At 69.6% G+C, this 20,915-nt stretch carries 18 protein-coding genes, 1 pseudogene and 1 riboswitch; of the genes and pseudogenes, 6 read left to right on the top strand and 13 right to left on the bottom strand.

The annotated features are described in order from the left end of the window. Positions 1 to 33: 33 nt before the first annotated feature. The 11 genes and pseudogenes from ACFYPN_RS20760 to ACFYPN_RS20710 all read right to left on the bottom strand — a co-directional run. Positions 34 to 1,500 (bottom strand): MFS transporter, encoded by a 1,467-nt coding sequence (locus tag ACFYPN_RS20760; RefSeq protein WP_389299967.1) that lies wholly within the window; start codon positions 1,498 to 1,500, stop codon positions 34 to 36. 278 nt (positions 1,501 to 1,778) lie between these two features. Continuing rightward, positions 1,779 to 2,675 (bottom strand): thioesterase family protein, encoded by an 897-nt coding sequence (locus ACFYPN_RS20755; protein WP_358762759.1) that lies wholly within the window; start codon positions 2,673 to 2,675, stop codon positions 1,779 to 1,781. Positions 2,676 to 2,769: 94 nt separating this feature from the next. After that, on the bottom strand, positions 2,770 to 3,441 hold the full coding sequence (locus ACFYPN_RS20750; protein ID WP_358762757.1) for a trimeric intracellular cation channel family protein: 672 nt from the start codon (positions 3,439 to 3,441) through the stop codon (positions 2,770 to 2,772). A gap of 18 nt (positions 3,442 to 3,459) precedes the next feature. Continuing rightward, positions 3,460 to 4,704, bottom strand: coding sequence for a dipeptide ABC transporter ATP-binding protein (locus ACFYPN_RS20745; protein ID WP_358762755.1), 1,245 nt, complete (start codon positions 4,702 to 4,704; stop codon positions 3,460 to 3,462). A gap of 86 nt (positions 4,705 to 4,790) precedes the next feature. Further along, entirely contained in the window at positions 4,791 to 5,891 is a 1,101-nt protein-coding gene (locus tag ACFYPN_RS20740; RefSeq protein WP_358762753.1) for an ABC transporter ATP-binding protein, read from the bottom strand. Next, positions 5,888 to 6,886, bottom strand: a complete 999-nt coding sequence (locus tag ACFYPN_RS20735; RefSeq protein ID WP_358762751.1) for an ABC transporter permease — start codon at positions 6,884 to 6,886, stop codon at positions 5,888 to 5,890. Before ACFYPN_RS20735 ends, ACFYPN_RS20740 begins: the two co-directional genes overlap by 4 nt. A 116-nt stretch (positions 6,887 to 7,002) precedes the next feature. Beyond that, entirely contained in the window at positions 7,003 to 8,799 is a 1,797-nt protein-coding gene (locus ACFYPN_RS20730; protein WP_358762831.1) for an ABC transporter substrate-binding protein, read from the bottom strand. A gap of 58 nt (positions 8,800 to 8,857) precedes the next feature. Then, the gene (locus ACFYPN_RS20725) at positions 8,858 to 9,859 is read right to left on the bottom strand and encodes an ABC transporter permease (protein WP_358762749.1); all 1,002 of its coding nucleotides are present in this window, start codon (positions 9,857 to 9,859) and stop codon (positions 8,858 to 8,860) included. Between the two features lie 531 nt (positions 9,860 to 10,390). Further along, positions 10,391 to 11,176 carry an enhanced serine sensitivity protein SseB C-terminal domain-containing protein gene (locus tag ACFYPN_RS20720; protein ID WP_389299960.1) on the bottom strand — a complete coding sequence of 262 codons (786 nt, stop codon included), beginning with the start codon at positions 11,174 to 11,176 and terminating at the stop codon, positions 10,391 to 10,393. A gap of 231 nt (positions 11,177 to 11,407) precedes the next feature. Next, on the bottom strand, positions 11,408 to 12,166 hold the full coding sequence (locus ACFYPN_RS20715; RefSeq protein ID WP_389299958.1) for an enhanced serine sensitivity protein SseB: 759 nt from the start codon (positions 12,164 to 12,166) through the stop codon (positions 11,408 to 11,410). 241 nt (positions 12,167 to 12,407) lie between these two features. Continuing rightward, a pseudogene (locus ACFYPN_RS20710) lies at positions 12,408 to 13,061 on the bottom strand (AAA family ATPase); the annotation flags it as partial. A 172-nt stretch (positions 13,062 to 13,233) separates the two neighbouring features. Continuing rightward, a riboswitch (glycine riboswitch) is annotated at positions 13,234 to 13,331 on the top strand. Between the two features lie 148 nt (positions 13,332 to 13,479). Between ACFYPN_RS20710 and gcvT the strand changes: the two are divergent. The 6 genes from gcvT to ACFYPN_RS20680 all read left to right on the top strand — a co-directional run bounded on the left by gcvT (position 13,480) and on the right by ACFYPN_RS20680 (position 19,811). Continuing rightward, entirely contained in the window at positions 13,480 to 14,607 is a 1,128-nt protein-coding gene (gene gcvT / locus ACFYPN_RS20705) for a glycine cleavage system aminomethyltransferase GcvT (RefSeq protein WP_389299955.1), read from the top strand. Positions 14,608 to 14,783: 176 nt separating this feature from the next. Further along, positions 14,784 to 15,161, top strand: a complete 378-nt coding sequence (gcvH, locus tag ACFYPN_RS20700) for a glycine cleavage system protein GcvH (protein ID WP_358762741.1) — start codon at positions 14,784 to 14,786, stop codon at positions 15,159 to 15,161. An 18-nt stretch (positions 15,162 to 15,179) separates the two neighbouring features. Then, positions 15,180 to 16,442 (top strand): serine hydroxymethyltransferase, encoded by a 1,263-nt coding sequence (glyA, locus tag ACFYPN_RS20695; RefSeq protein ID WP_358762739.1) that lies wholly within the window; start codon positions 15,180 to 15,182, stop codon positions 16,440 to 16,442. Between the two features lie 231 nt (positions 16,443 to 16,673). After that, a complete protein-coding gene (locus tag ACFYPN_RS20690; protein ID WP_389299951.1) occupies positions 16,674 to 18,056 on the top strand; it encodes an L-serine ammonia-lyase in 1,383 nt (460 codons plus the stop codon). 241 nt (positions 18,057 to 18,297) lie between these two features. Beyond that, complete coding sequence (locus ACFYPN_RS20685) at positions 18,298 to 18,912, top strand: type IV toxin-antitoxin system AbiEi family antitoxin domain-containing protein (RefSeq protein ID WP_358762735.1); 615 nt, start codon at positions 18,298 to 18,300, stop codon at positions 18,910 to 18,912. Next, positions 18,912 to 19,811 carry a nucleotidyl transferase AbiEii/AbiGii toxin family protein gene (locus ACFYPN_RS20680; RefSeq protein WP_389299948.1) on the top strand — a complete coding sequence of 300 codons (900 nt, stop codon included), beginning with the start codon at positions 18,912 to 18,914 and terminating at the stop codon, positions 19,809 to 19,811. Before ACFYPN_RS20685 ends, ACFYPN_RS20680 begins: the two co-directional genes overlap by 1 nt. 52 nt (positions 19,812 to 19,863) lie before the next feature. Here the strand turns inward: ACFYPN_RS20680 and ACFYPN_RS20675 are convergent, their stop codons facing one another. After that, a complete protein-coding gene (locus ACFYPN_RS20675; RefSeq protein WP_389299945.1) occupies positions 19,864 to 20,013 on the bottom strand; it encodes a hypothetical protein in 150 nt (49 codons plus the stop codon). A 369-nt stretch (positions 20,014 to 20,382) separates the two neighbouring features. Beyond that, a complete protein-coding gene (locus ACFYPN_RS20670; protein ID WP_389299943.1) occupies positions 20,383 to 20,796 on the bottom strand; it encodes a winged helix-turn-helix transcriptional regulator in 414 nt (137 codons plus the stop codon). Positions 20,797 to 20,915 lie beyond the last annotated feature (119 nt).

Below are 20,915 nucleotides of genomic sequence, written 5' to 3'. Positions count from 1 at the left end.
GCCAGTCCTCTTCCCGGCAGCCTCCTCACCCCCTCATGCCTGCTCCGCCTTCCGCGCGGAGAGCGGGGTGGCGATGTCCTCCAGGGACTTCTGCTCGGCGGGGACCGCGAAGAAGACCGCGACGATCCCCGCGATCACCATCAGCGCGGCTCCGATGCAGAACGCGATGACGGCGTCGCCCACGACCCCGCTCGCGGTGAGCCCGGAGAAGATCAGCGGGCCGGAGATGCCGCCGGCGGCCGTACCGATGGCGTAGAAGAAGGCGATCGCCATCGCCCGGGTCTCCATCGGGAAGATCTCGCTGACCGTCAGGTAGGCCGAGCTCGCCCCGGCCGAGGCGAAGAACAGCACCACGCACCAGCAGGCGGTCATGGTGGTGGCGGTGAGCACCCCGGCGCCGAACAGCGCTGCGGTACCGAAGAGCAGCAGGCCGGAGAGGATGTAGGTGCCGGCGATCATCGGGCGGCGGCCCCAGGTGTCGAAGAGCCGGCCGAGCAGCAGCGGGCCGAGGAAGTTGCCGAAGGCGATGACGGCGAAGAAGTACCCGGTCGTTCCGCTGGAGACGTCGAAGAACTTCACCAGGATCGAGCCGAACCCGAAGGTGATGGCGTTGTACAGGAACGCCTGGCCGATGAAGAGCGCGAAGCCGAGCGTCGCCCGCTTCGGGTAGTCGCGGAAGAGGGTACGGGCGATCTCCACGAAGCCGACGCTGTGCCGCTGCTCGATGGTGATCGCGGTCTCCGCCTCGGGGAGCGGTCGGCCCTTCTCCTGCTCGATCTCCTTCTCCACGCCGTCGACGAGCTGTTCGGCACCTTCGGAGCGCCCGTGGATGAACATCCACCGGGGGCTCTCGGGCACGTGCCGCCGCACCAGCAGAATGACCAGGCCGAGGACCACACCGAGGGCGAAGGTGAGCCGCCAGCCGATGTCCTTGGGGAAGATGTCGGTGTTGAGCGCGAGGACGGAGAGCAGCGCGCCGCCCATCGCGCCCAGCCAGTAGCTGCCGTTGATGATCAGGTCGACGCGGCCCCGGTACTTGCTCGGGATCAGTTCGTCGATGGCGGAGTTGATGGCCGCGTACTCGCCGCCGATGCCGAAGCCGGTGAAGAAGCGGAAGAGGAAGAACCACCAGACGGAGAAGGAGAGCGCGGTCATCGCGGTGGCGACGAGGTAGACCGCAAGCGTGATCAGGAAGAGCTTCTTCCGGCCGAAGCGGTCGGTGAGCCAGCCGAAGAAGAGGGCGCCCACACACGCTCCGGCGACGTAGAGGGCCGCCGCGAGGCCGGTGACCTGGGAGTCGGAGATCGGCAGTCCGCTGCCGTCCTCGGACAGACGGCTGGCGATGTTCCCGACGACGGTCACTTCCAGACCGTCCAGGATCCAGACGGTTCCGAGGCCGATCACGATCATCCAGTGCCATCGTGACCAGGGCAGTCGGTCGAGGCGGGCCGGGACCTTGGTGGTGATGGTCCCGAGACGCGTTCCGTCGCTGTGACTCATGGGCATTGCCTCCTGGGGTGCGGCGTCGCTGCACCGCCGCTCGGCGCTGAGTCCGGGTACCCGGGAGTCCCCGAGGGCAAACGGCACGTCAGGAGCCGTACCGGTGACCGCCGCTGCCCCGGGCGTGGCCCGGCCGGAGGAGGCCCGGACAGCACAGAACCCGTCCGGCGGTCCGCCGGACGGGTCGGGTCCACGCTGCGGGGCGGGCTCGGCGGAATCGGCTCCACGGCGCACGGTCGGCCCCGCGGGCCCCGCGATCGGCCCGGCGGCCCTCGCGATCAGCTCCGCGGGGTCTGGGCGAGCTGGCGGGACTGGGCGACGAGGCGGTCCGCGCTGTCCCAGACCTCGGCGTCCTCCTCCATGAGGCCGCCCGCGAGGTTGCGGGTGGTGATGGCGACGCGCAGCGGGCCGGGGGCCGGGCGGCAGCGGATGTGGGTGGTGAGTTCGACGGTGGGGGTCCACCCCTTGAGGCCGAGCTCGAACGCGGTCGGCGGCAGCGCGTCGACGGCGAGCAGAACCGAGAGCGGGTCCGGGTCGCGGCCGTCCGCCAAGCCGAACCAGCCGCGCATCTCGCCCTTGCCGGACGGCTTGCCGAGGGCCCAGCCGACCGTCGCGGGGTCGAGCCGGATGTCGAGCCGCTCGGTGATGGCGATGCTGCCGGGGATCACGTCGCTGCCCGCCTCCGCCCCGAGGCACTGGTCGAGCGGCGGGATCGACGGCGGGAGGGCGGTGGTGCGGACCTCGTCGGTGAGGGCGTCGAGGTCGCCGTAGGTGGCGAGCACCCGGATGCGGGCGACCTCGCTGCCGTCCTCGGCCCGCTGGTAGAGGGTCGCCTGCCCGGTGGAGAGGGTGCGTCCGGCGCGGACCACCTCGGTACGGATGACGGCGGGGCCGGGTACGGAGGCGGTGAGGTAGTGCGCGGTGACGGAGAACGGGTCGGGGTGCGGCAGCGCGTCACCGAGGGCGCGGCCGAGGAGGGCCAGCAGATAACCGCCGTTGACCGCGCGGATGATGGTCCACCCCGCGGAGAGTTCCGCGTCGTAGACGCCTTCCTCGCGCCGGACGACCGCGGTGTCCCGGTCGAACTCGCTCTCCCCGATGGCCGCCCGCGCGAGGGTCGCCGGTCCCGAGGTCGTCTGCCCGGTCGGTGCCGGGTGCGCTGCTGCCTGTGCCATGCCGTGCACGCTACACCGAGGACTTACTGAGCGGTAGCTTATGGTGCGCGCGAGGCTGGGGCACGGCGGCGCGGGCGTGGTGCGCGCCGCACCTTCAGGTGGCCGCCGCCCCCTCCTCCCCCCGGGCCGAACGGCGGTTGTACGCGCGCGGCGCCCGCCAGTGGAAGCGCATCGCCAGCAGCCGCAGGACGAACCCCGTGACGACCGCGAAGGCACTGGTCCAGCCGTTCAGGATGTCGAACTGGATGCAGAGCGCGGCCATGGAGGCGCCGACGATCGCGGGCACCGCGTACAGGTCCCGGTCCCAGCGCAGCAGCGAGGGCACCTCGTTGGCCAGCACGTCCCGCAGCACACCGCCGCCGACCGCCGTGGCGAGGCCGAGCGCGACGGAGGAGGTCAGTCCGAGCCCGTAGTCGTACGCCTTGACCGTGCCGCTCACACAGAACAGGCCGAGCCCGGCGGCGTCGAAGACGTTGACGCCGACCTGGATGCGTTCGACGTGCGGATGGAGGAAGAAGACGAGGCCGGCCGCGATCAGCGGGGTCAGGAAGTAGCCGAGGTCGGTGAAGGCGGCCGGCGGTACCGCTCCGATGATCACGTCACGGAGAAGCCCTCCGCCCAGCGCGGTCACCTCGGCGAGGACCGCGATGCCGAAGACATCGAAGTTCTTGCGTACGGCGAGCAGAGCGCCGGAGATCGCGAAGAAGAAGATCCCGACGACATCGAGCGCGTGCTGGACGGAGGGCGTGAACAGTTCGGTGAGCACCGGGCAATTGTGCCGGTGCTACGCCTTCGCGCCGTCCCCCGTGTCCCTGGGGGCCTCAGGGGCACCGGCGTCCCCGGCAGCCCCGGGTGCCTCAGGAGCACCGGCGTCCCCGGCGGCCCCGGCGGGCGCCCCGGGAGCTTCCGGGGCCGCCGGCTCCGGCTCGGCCGGCTGCTCCGGCTCCTTCGGCGTGGCGGCCACGATCGCCTCACGCGCCAGGGGCAGTACGGTCTCGCCCGGAGCCTGGTCCGGCGCGTTCTCCGGGTGGTGGCAGGCCACTTGGTGACCGGTCCGCAGCGCGATCAGCGGCGGCTCCTGCGTGACGCAGACCTCCGTGGCCTTCCAACACCGGGTGTGGAAGCGGCAGCCGCTCGGCGGCGAGATCGGCGAGGGGACGTCACCGGTGAGCAGGATGCGCTCGCTCTTGGCGTTCCGGCGCCGGGGGTCCGGGATCGGCACGGCGGAGAGGAGCGCCTTGGTGTACGGGTGCATCGGCGCCTTGTAGAGCGACTCGCGGTCGGCGAGCTCCACGATCTTGCCGAGGTACATCACCGCGATCCGGTCCGAGACGTGCCGGACCACCGACAGGTCATGGGCGATGATCACGTACGTGAGACCCAGCTCGTCCTGGAGGTCGTCGAGCAGGTTCACCACCTGAGCCTGGATGGAGACGTCCAGCGCGGAGACGGGCTCGTCGGCCACGACCAGCTTCGGGTTGAGCGCGAGCGCACGGGCGATGCCGATGCGCTGGCGCTGGCCACCGGAGAACTCGTGCGGATACCGGTTGTAGTGCTCGGGGTTGAGGCCGACCACCTCCAGCAGCCGCTGCACCTCCTTCTTGACACCCCCGTCGGGGGTGACGCCCTGGAGCTTGAAGGGAGCGCTGACGATCGTGCCGATGGTGTGGCGCGGGTTCAGCGAGGAGTACGGGTCCTGGAAGATCATCTGCATGTCACGGCGGAACGGCCGCATGCGGCCGACCCCGAGGTGCGTGATGTCGGTGCCCTCGAACTCGACGGTGCCGGCGGTGGGCTCCAGCAGCCGGGTGATCAGCCGTCCCATGGTCGACTTGCCGCAGCCGGACTCGCCGACGACGCCCAGGGTTTCCCCGGCCCGGACCTCGAAGTCGATCCCGTCGACGGCCCGTACGGCGCCGCTGGTGCGCTGGAACAGGCCCTTCTTGATCGGGAAGTGCTTCTCCAGCCCCTTGACCCGGAGCAGCACCTCGCCCTGGGCGACGCCCTTCCCGGAGCGGGGCGCGGGCACCGGTGCGGTCCCGGCCGTCGCTGCCGTCCCGCGGGGGGCCGTCGGTTCCGGCTCGTGCGGCCGGCTCGTCACTGCTTCGTCGTCGCTCACAGCTTGGGCGCAATCTCTTCGGTCCAGATGCGCTCCCGCTGCTCCGCGGGGAGGTGGCAGGCCGCCCAGTGCCGGCTCTCCACCTCCAGCAGCTCGGGCCGCACGGTACGGGTGACGTTGTCCTTGGGTAGGTCCGCGTAGGGACAGCGCGGGTTGAAGGCGCACCCGGACGGCAGGTTGATCAGCGAGGGCGGGGAGCCCTTGACCGGGATCAGTCGGTCGGTCTGCTCGCGGTCCAGGCGCGGCATCGAGCCCAGCAACCCCCAGGTGTAGGGGTGGCGCGGCTCGTAGAAGACCTTCTCGGCCGGTCCGCGTTCCACGCAGCGCCCGCCGTACATCACGAGGATGTCGTCGGCGAGCTCGGCGACGACGCCGAGGTCGTGCGTGATGACGATGACGGCGGAGCCGAACTCCTTCTGCAGGTCCCGGATCAGGTCGAGGATCTGCGCCTGGACGGTGACGTCCAGGGCGGTCGTCGGCTCGTCCGCGATCAGCAGTTCGGGGTTGTTGACCAGCGACATCGCGATCATGGCGCGCTGGCGCATCCCGCCGGAGAACTCGTGCGGGTAGCTGTCCACCCGCTTGTCCGGCTGCGGGATGCCGACCCGGTCGAGCATGTCGACGGCACGCTTGCGGGCCGTCTTCTTGTCCACGTCGTGGTGGACCCGGTACGCCTCCACGATCTGCTTGCCGATGGTGAAGTACGGGTGCAGCGCGGAGAGCGGGTCCTGGAAGATCATCGCCATGTTGCGGCCGCGCAGCTTGCGGACCTCGTCCGGGTCGCTGGAGAGCAGCTCGGTGCCGTCCAGCCAGATCTCGCCGGACAGCTGCGCCCTGCGCTTGCCGTACTGACCGGCGGTGTGCAGGCCCATGATGCCGAGCGAGGTGACGGACTTGCCGGAGCCGGACTCGCCGACGATGCCGAGGGTCTTGCCCTTCTCCAGCGTGAAGCTCAGCCCGTCCACGGACTTGACCAGGCCGTCGTCGGTCGGGAAGTGCACCTTCAGGTCGCGGACGTCGAGGAAGGCGCGGGGGGCGGGCGAGGCGGGGGCGGCTGCCTCCGGCGCGGCCGTCCCGCTCTTGCTCAGCTCGGTCATGACAGCCTCACTCGGGGGTCGATCACGGCGTACAGGACATCCACGAGGAGGTTGGCGACGATCACCGCGAGAGAGGTGATGAGGGTGACGCCGAGGATCACCGGGAGGTCCCGCTCGTTGATCGCCTTGAGCACGGCCTGGCCGAGACCGGGCAGGCTGAAGGCGGTCTCGGTGAGGATCGCGCCGCCGACGAGGGCGCCGAGGTCCATGCCGAGCATGGTGAGGATGGGCGTCATGGTGGAGCGCATGGCGTGCTTGCCGATGACCACCGGTTCGCTCAGCCCCTTGGCGCGGGCGGTGCGGATGTAGTCCTCGCCCATCACTTCGAGCATGGTGGCCCGGGTGATGCGGGCGTACATCGCCGCGTAGAGGAAGGCGAGGGTGATCCAGGGCAGCAACAGCCCCTGGAACCAGCCGCCGAGGCCGTCCTCCAGCGGGACGAAACCGGAGTGGATCCACCCCAGGCCGTAGTCGAAGATGCCCAGCGACAGCATGGCGGTGAAGAAGATCGGCAGCGAGACGCCCGAGAGGGCGACGATCATGGCCGAACGGTCCCAGAACGAACCGCGCTTGAGCGCCGAGAGCACACCGGCCGAGACGCCGGCCAGCAGCCAGAGCACCGCGGCACCGATGGCGAGGGAGAGCGTCACCGGAAGGCGGTCGGTGATGACCGGCCAGATGGCCTGCTCGTTGCGGAAGGAGTAACCGAAGCAGGGCGCGGCACACTCGGTGACGTCGCCGCCGCCGGAGTAGGTGCGCCCGACGAAGATGCCCTTGAAGAACTCCCAGACCTGGAGGTAGATCGGCTCGGCCAGGTGGAGCTTCTGCCGGATGCCTTCGACGGCTGCGGCGTCCGACGTCTTGCCCACGTACATCGTGGCCGGGTCGACGCCCGTCCACTTGGGGATGAGGAAGAAGATGCTGAAGACCACCACGATGATGACGATCAGCATCACTGCGGCGGCCAGCAGCCGCCTGATGAGGTATGTGAGCACTGCTCTCGGCCCGGCGGGGGCCGCGGGCCACCGGAGGTCGTCCGGTGGCCCGCGGCCGAACCGCTCCGGCCTTCACCTGCCTTTCGTGCCGTTCGGCGGGTGTGCCGGGGGAATGATTACTTCTTGACGCCCAGGCTGATGAAGTCGTACTCACCGCTGTACGCGTCGGTGGTGTAGACGTTCGTCAGGCGCGAGGAGCGGAAGTTGATGAACTTCTCGAAGACGAAGGGCAGGTAGTAAGCGCCCTCCATCACCTGGTGGTTGAGCGCGGTGGAGAGGGCGACCTTCTTGGCGTCGTCGAGCTCGACGGCGTACTTGTCGAAGTTCGCGTCGATCGCCTTGTCATTGATCATGGCGAAGTTGTTGTTGCCGCTCTCCAGGATGTAGCTGCTGTCCCAGAGGGGCTGGCCGTAGCCCTGGACCGAGGGGAAGTCGGGGCCCCAGCCCATGATGATGATGCCGTAGCCCTTCTTCTTCACCACGGTCGGGTTGCCGATGATGCCCGAGTACTGGGCACCGTCGTACTGGTCGATGTCGACCTTGACGCCGATCTTGGCGAGGGACGCCTGGAGCGACTCCGCGGTGGCCACCTCGACGGGCTTGTTGTTGCGGACCGCGATGGTGGTGGAGAACCCGTTCGGCTTGCCGCAGGCGGCCAGCTCTTCCTTCGCCTTGGCGGTGTCCGCCGCGCCGTCGTTGGCGGTGAAGTTGTACGGGTCGTACTTCTGGCCCTCGGAGCCGGGCACCGACGGGGGCAGCATGTTGGTGCCGATGTCGCCGCCGGCCACCGGGCCGCCACGGGCGGTCTGGAGCGACTTGTGGTCGGCTCCGTAGAGCACGGCCTTGCGGCAGTGGATGTTGTCGAACGGCGCGACGTTCTGCGGGAAGGCGGCGTAACGGATGTAGCCGGAGACCGGGTTGTCCAGGTTCGCCTTGTACTCCTTGAGCGCCTTGGTGCGGCCCTGCGGGGAGAGACCCGTCTGGTTGACGTCGAGGTCGTACTCGCCGCTGAGCAGCTTGTTGTCCATGTCGTCCGCGTTGGAGAACAGGGTCAGCGAGATCTTGTCCGGGAGCGGCTTGCGGACCGGGTCGGAGGACTGCTTCCAGTTCTCGTTGCGGACCAGCACGGTGGACTTGTTGGGCGTGTACGACTGGAACTTGTACGGGCCCGAGGAGAAGGGCCTGAGGCCGTACTTCGACTTGGTGTCCTTGTCCTGCCGGACCGGCGAGGACGAGGTCAGCGCGAGGATCGCCTCGAAGTCGCTGTTGGCGGCGGGCAGATGGAAGACGATCGTCTTCGCGTCCGGGGTGTCGATGGCCTTCAGGCCGAGCTTGTCGGGGGAGGTGTCCTTGTAGGGACCCTTGTACTCACCCTTGGGGTCGAGGATGTCGCGCAGGTAGACGGGGCCGCCCGCCAGCACGTCCTGAGCCCACTGGCGCTCGATGCCGTACTTGACGTCCTGCGAGGTGATCGGCTTTCCGTCCTCCCACGAGACCCCGTCGCGCAGGGTGTACGTGTAGGTCTTGCCGTCGTCCGTGATCTTCGCGCGGTCGGTGGCGAGGTCCGGGGTCAGCTCGGTGCCGCCGGCGCCCGGGGCCGTCTTGCTGGTCACCAGCTGACGGCTGTAGTAGCGCATGAAGTCCCACACGAAGCCGTAGTAAGCGCGCGTGGTGTCCCAGGAGTCGGTGTCCTGGACACCGGCGAACTTCAGCTCGCCGCCCGCCTTCGTCGAGGGGTTGGCGACCTTGTTGTTCGCCGCGTCGAAACCGGCCGCGGACGCGGAGCCGCCACCGCCCTTGCCCTTGCCGTCGTCGCCCCCGCCGCCACAGGCCGCCGTGGAGAGCAGTGCCGCGACCACGGCAGCAGCTGCCACGGCCTGCTTGCGCCGTGTGTTCCGTCGAGTCGTCACGATTCGGATTCCTCCGTGTGTAGATCGGCCCGTGCGGCGCACGGGCTCCGTGGTACGGCAGTCAGCGAGAACCCTTCGGGTCGAGCGCGTCACGCACGCCGTCGCCGAAGAGGTTGAAGGAGAGGACGGTGATGAAGATCGCCACGCCCGGAATGATCATGTACATCGGGTCCGACTCGTAGTAGCTCAGAGCGGCCGACAGCATCTGGCCCCAGGAGGCGGAGGGCGGCTTCACGCCGACGCCCAGGAAGCTCAGAGCCGCCTCGGTCAGGATGTTGGTGGGGATCATCATCGTGGTGTAGACGATGATCGGCGCCACCAGGTTGGGCAGCAGCTCCTTGAAGAGGATGTAGAACCGTCCGGCGCCCAGGCTGCGCGCCGCGTCCACGTACTCCCGCTCCCGGAGGGACAGGGTCTGGCCGCGCACCACGCGGCCGACGTACGGCCAGCCGAAGAACCCGATGACCAGGACCATCACGGCGAGCCGGACACCGGAGCCCTCCAGCCCCAGGAGCTTGTTGGGCATCACGGAGACCAGGGCGATGATGAAGAGCAGCTGCGGGAACGAGAGCAGCATGTCCATCACGCGGCTGATGAGCGCGTCCAGCCAGCCACCGAAGAAGCCCGCCAGCACACCGAGCACCGTGCCGAGCACGATGGCGACGACGGCGGAGAGGAAGCCCACGAGCAGCGAGACCCGGGCGCCGTAGACGATGCGGGCGAAGATGTCCCGGCCGTTGACCGGCTCCACGCCGAACCAGTGCTTCCCGCTCATCGCCCCGTAGGAGCCGGTGGGCGTGGAGAACAGCGGGTCGATCAGCTCTTCGTGGTGGTCGTACGGGGACTGGCCGACCAGGTGGGTGATCACGGGCGCCAGCAGGGCGACGACGACCAGCAACAGCACCACGATGCCGCCGCCGAGGGCCACCTTGTCGCGCTTCAGCCGCTCCCAGGCGATGCGGCCGAGGGAACGGCCCTGCACCGCCTTCCCGGGCGCCACGCCCGCCTCGAATCCCGCCGGGGGGGCCGCTTCCGTTGTCGGCTCGTGCAGTGGTGCCGTCATCGTGGCGTGGACCCCTCTCAACCGGCGGTGGCCGGCACACACTTGCCGCGGTGGCGGCGGTTCTCGTCCGTGGTGACGCGGGACGGATCGCCCCTTGGAGCGGGAGTCTTCATCCCCGTCGTGATCTGTTGCCAGACTTGACGGCGAATGGATGCCTAACCGTGATCCGACGTGGTCGATCCGTTATCCGGACGCCCGCGAACGACCCCCGGACGCAACACAGTTGAAATCCGCATGCTGACAGATGGGCGCCTATGCCCTTTTGGACGGCGGAAGTGGCCAGAGCAGGGCATGGTGCGCATGGGGGCGATGTACCCCTCAGACGGCACGCTTCACCGTCCGTCGGCGAAAAAGGCGTGAAAGCCTCATGAGCGCTGCTCTCGGACACCGCACACGGTGCGTCAAGGGCCCGGAAGACGGCCGGAGATGGCCGAAACACGCAGGTCACTTCCCTCGCGGCGGCGGTTCCCGAAACGCGTGGACCGCGACGGCGCGACCACGCCGGGGAGCGGGCCGGGGAGGGTGTACCCGTCAGTACGCGGGCGGGTAGCCGTAACCGGGGGCGGCCGGTGGCGGCACGACGGGCTGCGCGTGCGCCTCCCGGTCGTAGAACGGACGGGAGTTGGCCCGCAGCCACATCGCGACCGGGTCGTAGTCGTCGGACATCGCGACCGTCGAGACGGGGAGCCCCTCCGGGACCGCGCCGATCGTCTGCCCCATCATCGCGCGGGCCGACTCCACGGCGACCCGTCCCGTGTCGTAGAGGTCGAGCCCGATGGCGAGGTACGGGGCGCCGAGCGCCGGCTGCACCCAGGCACGGCGCAGCGAGCGGATCGCCGGGGTGCGGTGCGCGTTCTGCGACAGCAGCGCGTAGAACTGCGGGATCTCGATGGCCGGTTCGGAGAGGGTGAGGGGGCCGGCGGGCAGCCGGTCGAGACCGTTGGCGATCCGGCGCAGATCGAGCCAGGGGATGCCGACGCCGCCCCCGGGGGTGTGCGGGTTGAGCCAGATCCCCCAGTGGTCGGGGAAGAGCGAGCGGGCGATCTCCCGACCGGTGGTCACCTCGTGGGCGCGGTTCCAGCCACTGGCCGCGAGCTCCTGGGCGGAGGTGACGCACGGGGCGTAACCGAGGCCGTCCACCCGGATGTTGCCGTACTGGGCATCCGGGGAGCCGGCCGTGCCGTGCCAGAGCAGCATCCAGACCTGGCCGTCCGAGAGTGCCCTCAGCAGCTCCTCGTACGCGTCGAAGCGCCCGGGGGTCACCTGGCGCAGCATGTGTTCGACCTGCCCGGCCGCTGCCGTGCCCGACGCACTCACCCTGGGTCCCGCCCCTCGTCGATTCACCGTGTCGCGCGCCGCCCCCGGGCGTGCGGGAGCGGCCTCGCCATCAAACCAGCTTATGCGCCCTTACTGACACCGACTTGACGCCACCGTCCGACATGCCGGACACGGCGGCCCCGCACCACCCCGGCCGGCGGCCGGCCCGGACGCCGCGGGTGCGGCCGGTCACCCGGAGAAGGGCCGTACTCACCGGAAGAAGCGCCGGACTCACTGGAAGAAGGGCCGGACCTTCTCCACCATCCAGTCGCCGACCGGGTCCTGTGCCATGTCGAGCAGGACCAGGTTGACGGGCCACGGCACCTGCACGTGGCCGAGCGCGCGGCCCAGCGCGTCCATGGGGGCGCTCTGCGTCGCCTCGTCCCACGCCGAGAACTGGACACCGATGAAGAGGACGGGGTCGCCGCCCTCGATGCTGGCCAGCGCCCGCCGGGCGGTGGCGACCACACCGGTCCGCTGGAACTCCGCGGACACGGCGGCGAGGAAGTCGACCGGCTCCTCCTTCCAGTCCGGCTCCCAGAGCCGCACCCGGCCGCCGCCGGCCGGCCCGTCCAGCGGGGTGTTCCCGGCACGACAGAGTTCGGCGACGGCGGCGGGCGGCAGCGGAAGCCCCACCGCACCGCCCGGGTTGACCGCGATGCCCACCTGCGGGGGCAGTCCGCGCGCGAACTCGCGGGCGGGCGCGACGGCGAAGGAGAGGTGGGTGCCGACGCAGCTGAGGAACTGTGCCTCGGAGCTGAAGACGGGGACGAAGGCGGCACCGTCGAGTTCGATGGTCGGCAGGTCGAGATCGGCGCTGGCGGGACTGCCCCCGGCCGGCAGCGGAACCCAGACCTGGCTGCGGCCGAGCACCTCGACGAGCCGGCCGCCCGCGCCGGGGACCCCCAGCGAGGCGCTGAGCACTTCTTCGAACTCGTTCGCCGGCCACCCCTGGAGCTGGTGGGGCGCCGTCTGTGCCGGGATGTCCACTGCCTCTGCGTCCTCTTGTCGACCGGGTCCTGGGGCAGAAACACTAACCGGCGCGGGGCCCCGGCGTCCCGGCCACGCTGCCGTCCCCGAGGTTCTCCCGCATCCCGGGCACCCCGCCCGGCACCCCCTCCGGCGCCTCCGCCACCTCGGTGATCCGCAGGTCGGCGACGGCCCTGTCGACGACCGCCACGCCCGGCACGTCCACCACCGGGCCCGCTGCCGGGCCCCGCACGTCCGTCGCCGCCGCCGCAAAGGCGATGGCGAGGAGCGCCCCGGCCGCGGGGCGGTCCAGCAGCACGGCGGAGCCGCAGCCCGGGGGCAGCAGGCCGCGCTCCGCGTCCCGCAGCAGTCGGCCGACCGCGCGCCGGTGCCGGGCGAAGGCGTAACCGGAGACGCCGCGCCCGCGTTCGCGCTGGCCCGCCCTGGCCGTCCCGGGGGTCACGTCGAGCAGCACGAGGTGGAGGGTGCGGCCCCGGCGTGCCGCGTGGCGGGCCAGCCAGCGCCGCACCCAGCCCTGGGTCCCGCAGTCGTGGACGACGACCGCCTCGCCGGAGCGGAGCGCCCCGAGCAGCCCGTAGTAGTGGGCGGCGCGGACCAGGGGGCGGTAGAGGGCGTACGGAAGTAAGCGGGGCAGGACCGCCGTGAAGCGGTCCCGGGTGTCCTGGGAGTCGACGGCGCGGGCGGTGACGGTGCGCCGGATCAGGGTCGACTTGCCGCTGCCGGGCAGCCCGGAGACGACGACGACGTCCCCCGGGGCGAATTCCAGCCGCCTCGGTCCGTCCCCCGCCCCGCCCCGCAGGTCGCGCACGACCGGTGGTCCCTGCTGGGCGGCGGATGGCGCGTGCCGCGCCGGGACCACCGCCCGCACCACCCCCGCGTACGGTCGCAACGACATCGGCACTCCCCCTGTCGAGTCACCCCACACCTGCTCACAGAGTGTAAAGAAAAGGTAATACGGAGCAACCGTCCGGGAGGGGAAGCCGGGCCCGCGCTCCGGGCGGGGTACCGGGCGCCGTGGCCGTCCGTGCTGCGTGCGATGATGTGCCCGCAACTGCATACCGGCCGTTTGAATCCACGCGGGAGAGTTCCGGCCACCGTGTGTGCCGGGCGCCGAAGGAGCAAGTTCCTCCCTTGAATCTCTCAGGCCCCGTACCGCGTGGATGAGGCAGATCTGAAAAGCGAGCCGTCCGACGGCTCCACCCAAGGTGCAAGCCGACCCGTCAGGGGCCTCTCGGCGAACCTCTCAGGTTCCGATGACAGATGGGGAGGGACCGTCCTCGTCGTCATGCCCTGCGCCCCGGGAGCCACACCTCATGAGCACCGCCCCCCGTACGACCGCCCTCGACGCGACCCACCGTCGCCTGGGCGCGACCATGACCGACTTCGCGGGCTGGGACATGCCGCTGCGGTACGCGAGCGAGCGTGATGAGCACCACGCGGTGCGCACCCGCGCCGGGCTCTTCGACCTCTCCCACATGGGCGAGATCGCCGTCACCGGCCCCGGGGCCGTCGCCTTCCTGAACCACGCGCTCGTCGGCAACATCGGTACGGTCGGCGTCGGCCGCGCCCGCTACACGATGATCGTCCGTGAGGACGGCGGCATCCTGGACGACCTGATCGTCTACCGGCTGGCCGACACCGAGTACCTCGTGGTCGCCAACGCGGGCAACGCCCAGACCGTCCTGGACACCCTGACCGGGCGCGTCGCCGGCTTCGACGCCGAGGTCCGCGACGACCGCGACGCGTACGCGCTGATCGCCGTCCAGGGCCCCGCGTCCCCCGCCGTCCTGAAGGCCGTCACCGAAGCCGACCTGGACGGGCTGAAGTACTACGCGGGCCTGCCCGGCACGGTCGCCGGAGTCCCCGCGCTCATCGCCCGTACCGGTTACACCGGCGAAGACGGCTTTGAGCTCTTCGTCGCCCCCGAGCACGCCGAGACGCTCTGGCAGGCCCTCACCGAGGCGGGCGCCCCGCACGGCCTGATCCCCTGCGGGCTCTCCTGCCGCGACACGCTGCGCCTGGAGGCGGGCATGCCGCTGTACGGGCACGAGCTGACCACCGCGCTGACCCCGTTCGACGCGGGCCTCGGCCGGGTCGTGAAGTTCGAGAAGGAGGGCGACTTCGTGGGCCGCGAGGCGCTCACCGCCGCCGCCGAGCGCGCCGAAACCGCCCCGCCCCGCAAGCTCGTCGGCCTGGTCGCCGCGGGCCGCCGGGTGCCGCGCGCCGGTTTCGCGGTCGTCTCCGTGGACGGGTCCGACGTCGAGGTGATCGGCGAGGTCACCTCCGGCGCCCCCTCCCCGACGCTGGGCAAGCCGATCGCCATGGCGTACGTGGACGCTGCCTTCGCCGCCCCCGGCACCAAGGGTGTCGCCGTGGACATCCGGGGCACCCAGGAGCCGTACGAGGTCGTGGCCCTGCCCTTCTACAAGCGCCAGAAGTAGGCGCAGGGGCCCACGGCGCCCGGATCGTGCCCCTCCACGGCCCGATCGCGTCCTGCTCACGGCCCGATCGCATCCTGCTCACGCCCCGCCCACCGGGCCGAACGTGACGCAGTCGCGTCTCATCCCGTAAGACCATCGTTCATCAGCACCCACCCGCGTACAGGAGAATTCAGGTCATGAGCAACCCCCAGCAGCTGCGGTACAGCAAGGAGCACGAGTGGCTGTCGGCCGTCGAGGACGGCGTGGCGACCGTCGGCATCACCGAGCACGCGGCCAACGCCCTCGGTGACGTCGTCTTCGTCCAGCTCCCCGAGGTCGGTGACACGGTGACCGCGGGCGAGACCTGCGGCGAGCTGGAGTCGACCAAGTCCGTCAGCGACCTGTACTCGCCGGTCACCGGCGAGGTCACCGCGGCGAACCAGGACGTGGTGGACGACCCGTCCCTGGTGAACAGCGCCCCCTTCGAGGGCGGCTGGCTGTTCAAGGTACGCGTCGCGGAGGAGCCGGGGGATCTGCTCACCGCCGACGAATACACCGAGTTCTCCGGCAACTGAGACCCAAGGGACCGCCTGATGTCGCTTCTCAACTCCTCCCTCCACGAGCTGGACCCGGACGTCGCCGCCGCTGTCGACGCCGAGCTCCACCGCCAGCAGTCCACCCTCGAGATGATCGCCTCGGAGAACTTCGCTCCGGTGGCCGTCATGGAGGCGCAGGGCTCCGTCCTCACCAACAAGTACGCCGAGGGCTACCCGGGCCGCCGTTACTACGGTGGCTGCGAGCACGTCGACGTGGTCGAGCAGATCGCGATCGACCGCATCAAGGCGCTCTTCGGCGCCGAGGCCGCGAACGTCCAGCCGCACTCCGGTGCGCAGGCGAACGCCGCCGCGATGTTCGCGCTGCTCCAGCCCGGTGACACGATCATGGGTCTGAATCTGGCCCACGGCGGCCACCTGACCCACGGCATGAAGATCAACTTCTCCGGCAAGCTCTACAACGTGGTCCCGTACCACGTCGACGAGACCGGCGTCGTGGACATGGACGAGGTGGAGCGCCTCGCCAAGGAGTCCCGGCCGAAGCTGATCGTGGCCGGCTGGTCCGCGTACCCGCGCCAGCTGGACTTCGCCGCCTTCCGCCGCATCGCGGACGAGGTCGGCGCATACCTGATGGTCGACATGGCCCACTTCGCCGGCCTGGTCGCCGCGGGTCTGCACCCGAGCCCGGTGCCGCACGCCCACGTCGTCACCACCACCACGCACAAGACCCTCGGCGGTCCTCGCGGCGGCGTGATCCTCTCCACCCAGGAACTCGCCAAGAAGATCAACTCGGCGGTCTTCCCGGGTCAGCAGGGCGGCCCGCTGGAGCACGTGATCGCGGCGAAGGCCGTGTCGTTCAAGGTCGCGGCCACGGAGGAGTTCAAGGAGCGCCAGCAGCGGACTCTGGACGGCGCCCGCATCCTCGCCGAGCGCCTGATCCAGCCGGACGTCACCGAGGTGGGCGTCTCCGTCCTCACCGGCGGCACCGACGTGCACTTGGTCCTGGTCGACCTGCGCAACTCCGAGCTCGACGGACAGCAGGCCGAGGACCGGCTCCACGAGATCGGCATCACGGTCAACCGGAACTCCATCCCGAACGACCCGCGCCCGCCGATGGTCACCTCCGGTCTGCGCATCGGTACGCCGGCCCTGGCCACCCGCGGCTTCCGGACCGAGGACTTCACCGAGGTGGCGGAGATCATCGCCTCGGCCCTGAAGCCCGCGTACGACGCGGACGACCTGAAGGCCCGCGTCGTCGCGCTGGCCGAGAAGTTCCCGCTGTACCCCGGCCTGAAGAAGTAGCGGCCGCCCCTCCACGGGCACTCCCACCGGCGTTCTTCGCAGGTCGGGCGGGGCATCGCGCACACTGGAAGGTGAGCGCGGTGCCCCGCCGCGTTCCGCGCGGGGCCGTTCCCCCAGGGCCTGTTCCGTACAGGGCCCTCCCCCAGGCCCCCGCCCCTCGCACACCCCCACTTTTCGTTTCGTTTCGTTTCGCCGGTGGACAACGGCGTCCGCCAGCTAGGAGTCTTCCCCGTGGCCATTTCGGTCTTCGACCTGTTCTCGATCGGCATCGGACCGTCCAGCTCGCACACGGTGGGCCCGATGCGGGCCGCGCGGATGTTCGCACGCCGACTGAAGAACGAGGGCCTGCTCGCACCGACCGCGTCGATACGCGCCGAGCTGTACGGCTCCCTCGGCGCGACCGGCCACGGCCACGGCACGCCGAAGGCGGTCCTCCTCGGCCTGGAGGGCGAGTCCCCCCGGACCGTGGACGTCGAGGCTGCCGACGCCCGGGTCGAGCAGATCCGCACCACCGGCCGCATCAGCCTGCTGGGCGCGCACGAGATCCCCTTCGACGCGGACGAGCACCTGGTCCTGCACCGCCGCAAGGCCCTCCCGTACCACGCCAACGGCATGAGCATCCACGCGTACGACGAGACCGGCGCGCTGCTGCTGGAGAAGACGTACTACTCGGTGGGCGGCGGGTTCGTCGTCGACGAGGACGCGGTCGGAGCCGACCGGATCATCCCCGACGACACCGTCCTCGCCCACCCCTTCCGCACCGGCGACGAACTGCTCCGCCTGGCCCGGGAGACCGGGCTCTCCATCTCCTCGCTGATGCTGGAGAACGAGAAGGAGTGGCGCACGGAGGAGGAGATCCGTACCGGTCTGCTGGAGATTTGGCGCGTCATGCAGGCCTGCGTCAGCCGTGGCATGTCCCGCGAGGGCATCCTCCCCGGCGGCCTCAAGGTCCGCCGCCGCGCCGCGAACTCCGCCCGCCAGCTGCGGGCCGAGGGTGATCCGCAGGTCCACGCGATGGAGTGGATCACCCTCTACGCCATGGCGGTCAACGAGGAGAACGCAGCCGGCGGCCGGGTCGTCACCGCCCCCACCAACGGCGCGGCCGGCATCATCCCGGCGGTCCTGCACTACTACATGAACTTCGCGGCCGGCGGCGCCACCCCGGAGGAGAAGGACGACAGCGTCGTCCGCTTCCTCCTCGCGGCGGGCGCGATCGGCATGCTCTTCAAGGAGAACGCCTCGATCTCCGGCGCCGAGGTAGGCTGCCAGGGCGAGGTCGGCTCCGCCTGCTCCATGGCCGCCGGCGCACTCGCCGAGGTCCTCGGCGCCTCCCCCGAGCAGGTCGAGAACGCCGCCGAGATCGGCATGGAACACAACCTCGGCCTCACCTGCGACCCGGTCGGCGGGCTCGTCCAGATCCCCTGCATCGAGCGGAACGGCATGGCGGCCGTCAAGGCCGTCACCGCGGCGAAGATGGCCCTGCGCGGCGACGGCACCCACAAGGTCTCCCTGGACAAGGTCATCAAGACCATGAAGGAGACGGGTGCCGACATGTCCGTCAAGTACAAGGAGACGGCCCGGGGCGGGCTCGCGGTGAACATCATCGAGTGCTAGGCAGATGGGCCCTGACCAGCGCGTTCGTATTCTTTCAGCGCTGTCAGGGCCTTCCCTGCTTACGCGGCGGAAAGTACCTGGAAACCCCCTGGGACAGATGTGGAAGCCCCTGGGAACCCCCCCTGCATGGGCGTCTGACCTGCAGGTTCGCAACATATAACCAACGACGGGAACTCCACCCCCGCCATCTGTATGCATCAAATCGATCCCCGCTCCTCATCGGAGGGGTATCATTCAATACATGAGTGCTGCGGAAATCTCGCGCCTGGAGCAGCGGTTGGCATGCCTCTCCCCGACGTTCACGACCGCGCAGGCGCGTCGCGCCCTGCTCTCCGCTCGTGATCTGGCCTACCTGGTCACCGAAGGAGAGATCGACGAACTCTCCCGTGGCGTGTACCGGCGGACAGCCGCGCCAGAGACCGCATACGCAGACCTACTGGCCGTGTGTATGCGGGCGCCTCGCGCTGTCCTGTGCGGAGAGTCCGCCCTGGCTGTGCACGAGCTGATCGACGACATCCCCAGCGCCGTGCACATCGCCGTACCACGCGGAACACGCCGTCCCACGATCTCTTATCCCCCGACTGTGGTGGCCCAGTACGCGGCGAAGACGTTCAGCCTCGGCGTCGAACGGTTCGAGGCCGCACCGGGAGAGACCATTCCTACATACAACGCCGCCCGCTGCGTCGTCGACGCGATGCGCCACCGTGGCAAAATCGGGGAGACCATGGCCTTGTCCGCACTTGGCCGCTACCTGCGTAGCAGCGGACGGAGCGGGGTCGGCGAACTCCAACTCATCGCCCGCGAGCTGGGCGCGCTTTCCGTCATCCGTCCCGCTGTTGAGGCGGTGCTTGCCTGATGGTCAACCCACATCGGGGTACCACCGCAGGCCGCATCTACAACGACCTGCGCAATCTGGCTCGTCGCAACGACCGTTCAACGGACGAGGTCATGGTCGAGTACGTACTCGAACGGTTCCTCTACCGCCTGGCAGCATCCCCCCTCGGCCGCGAGCACTTCATCCTCAAGGGCGGCCTTTTGCTCGCCCAGTTCGGCGCCCGCCGGATGACCCGTGACATCGACATCCTTGGCCGCGCGTTTTCCGGCGAGGAAACCGAGATCATCCGCAGAATCGCCGCGATCGCCACCACTGAGGTCGACGACGGCGTGGCATACGACTCCACCACACTCAGAACCGTACCCATCCGAGAGGAGGACGAGTATCACGGCGTGCGACTGTCCATGGTCGCATCGATCGCCCGTGCACGTCTCAAGCTGCAGTTGGACATCAGCTTCGGCGATCCCGTCACTCCCGGACCTCAGACCATCGACTACCCGCAGCAGCTCACCACGGACAGCTTCCAACTCTTCGGTTACCCGCTCGCCACTGTCATCGCCGAGAAGCTCTCCACCGCCATCTCGCTCGGCGATCTCAACACCCGCGACCGGGATTACGCGGACCTCTACCGCCTGCTGACGCTCAACAATCTCAACGGCAAAGAACTGGCCGCGGCGCTGACGGCCACCGCAACCCACCGCGACATTGAGCTGAAGCCCCTGAGCGCCGTGATCACCGACCTCGCCGAGCGTCGCCAATCCTCCTACGCCGCCTGGCGCCGTCGCCAGGGACCCTCCTCTGCTGGCTATCCGAATCTCTTCACTGACGTGGTCGGCCTAGTCATCGCATTCGCAGACCCACTGCTCGCAGGGACAGTCGGCACACGTAGTTGGAACAGCTCAGCCACTACGTGGACGTGACCCGGCCCCCACGCAAACCGCAAAAATCGGCGGGCTACAAGCGCTCGGTCGGTTACGGGGCCGCTATGAAGACCCACACGTCCTTGCCCGCTGGGGTCACGGACACGGACGTGTCGTCGGCCAGAGCAGTCAGCAGTATCAGCCCACGCCCCTCCTCGTCGAGGAGGGGCGGCGACGAGAACAGCGGCGGACAGCGGTTCATGGACGCGAACGATGGCGGTGACGCCGTCCGGCACCTTCTGGAGAAGCAGGCTGGCCATCCGGCACCCGTCGGCGTCCGCATGGGTGTGCTGCAAGACGTTGGTGAGTAGTTCGTTGACCACGGTCAGCATGCGGAACGCGGTGCCGTTGTCGACGCGCCACCAGCAAAGGTGCGCTGCGACGATGTCCCGCACGGTTCAAGGAGACGGCGCGGGGCGGGCTCGCCGTGAACATCATCGAGTGCTAAGCAGATGGGCCCTGACCAGCGCGTTCGTATTCTTTCAGCGCTGTCAGGGCCTTCCCTGCTTACGCGGCGGAATGTCCCTGGAAACCCCCTGGGACAGATGTGGAAGTCCGGCGGGACGGGGCGTCAGCGATCGGTGTCCGCCTCGGGCGGTCGGCCGTGCTCCCGGTCGTACGTCTCGCGGGAGTCGGCGATCGCCTCGCGATGGCGCTCGGCCCAGCCGGTGAGGGCCGCCAGCGAGCTGTACAGCTCGACGGCCATGCTGGTCGCCCGGTACTCGACCTTCGGTGGCACGGTCGCGTACACGGTGCGCACGATCAGCCCGTCGCGTTCGAGGTTGCGCAGGGTCAGCGTGAGCATGCGGCGGCTGATTCCGGGCACTGCCCGTTCCAGCTCTGTGAAACGGGCGGGGCCGTGGCTGACATTGAGCAGGATGCTGATCGCCCACTTGCCGCTGATGCGGTTCAGCGCCTCCAGGACAGTGCAGACCGGGCGCCCGTCCGCAGGTTCATGGATTACACGAATGTTCCCCTGGGACATGAAAGTGCCTCCTTACGACGCCCGCGATGGTCACACATGATGGCTGCTGTAACAAGTAGTGGCCCATGGCGAACGGGCGGATGCCGACGTGCCCGGCCTCTCCACCCGTCCCGTGGTTC

It is taken from the genome of Streptomyces sp. NPDC005576 (assembly GCF_042871745.1).
In the GTDB taxonomy this organism is placed as follows: domain Bacteria; phylum Actinomycetota; class Actinomycetes; order Streptomycetales; family Streptomycetaceae; genus Streptomyces.
The sequence above is the reverse complement of the archived record's forward strand: the minus strand, read 5'-3'. Positions and strand labels throughout refer to the sequence as shown.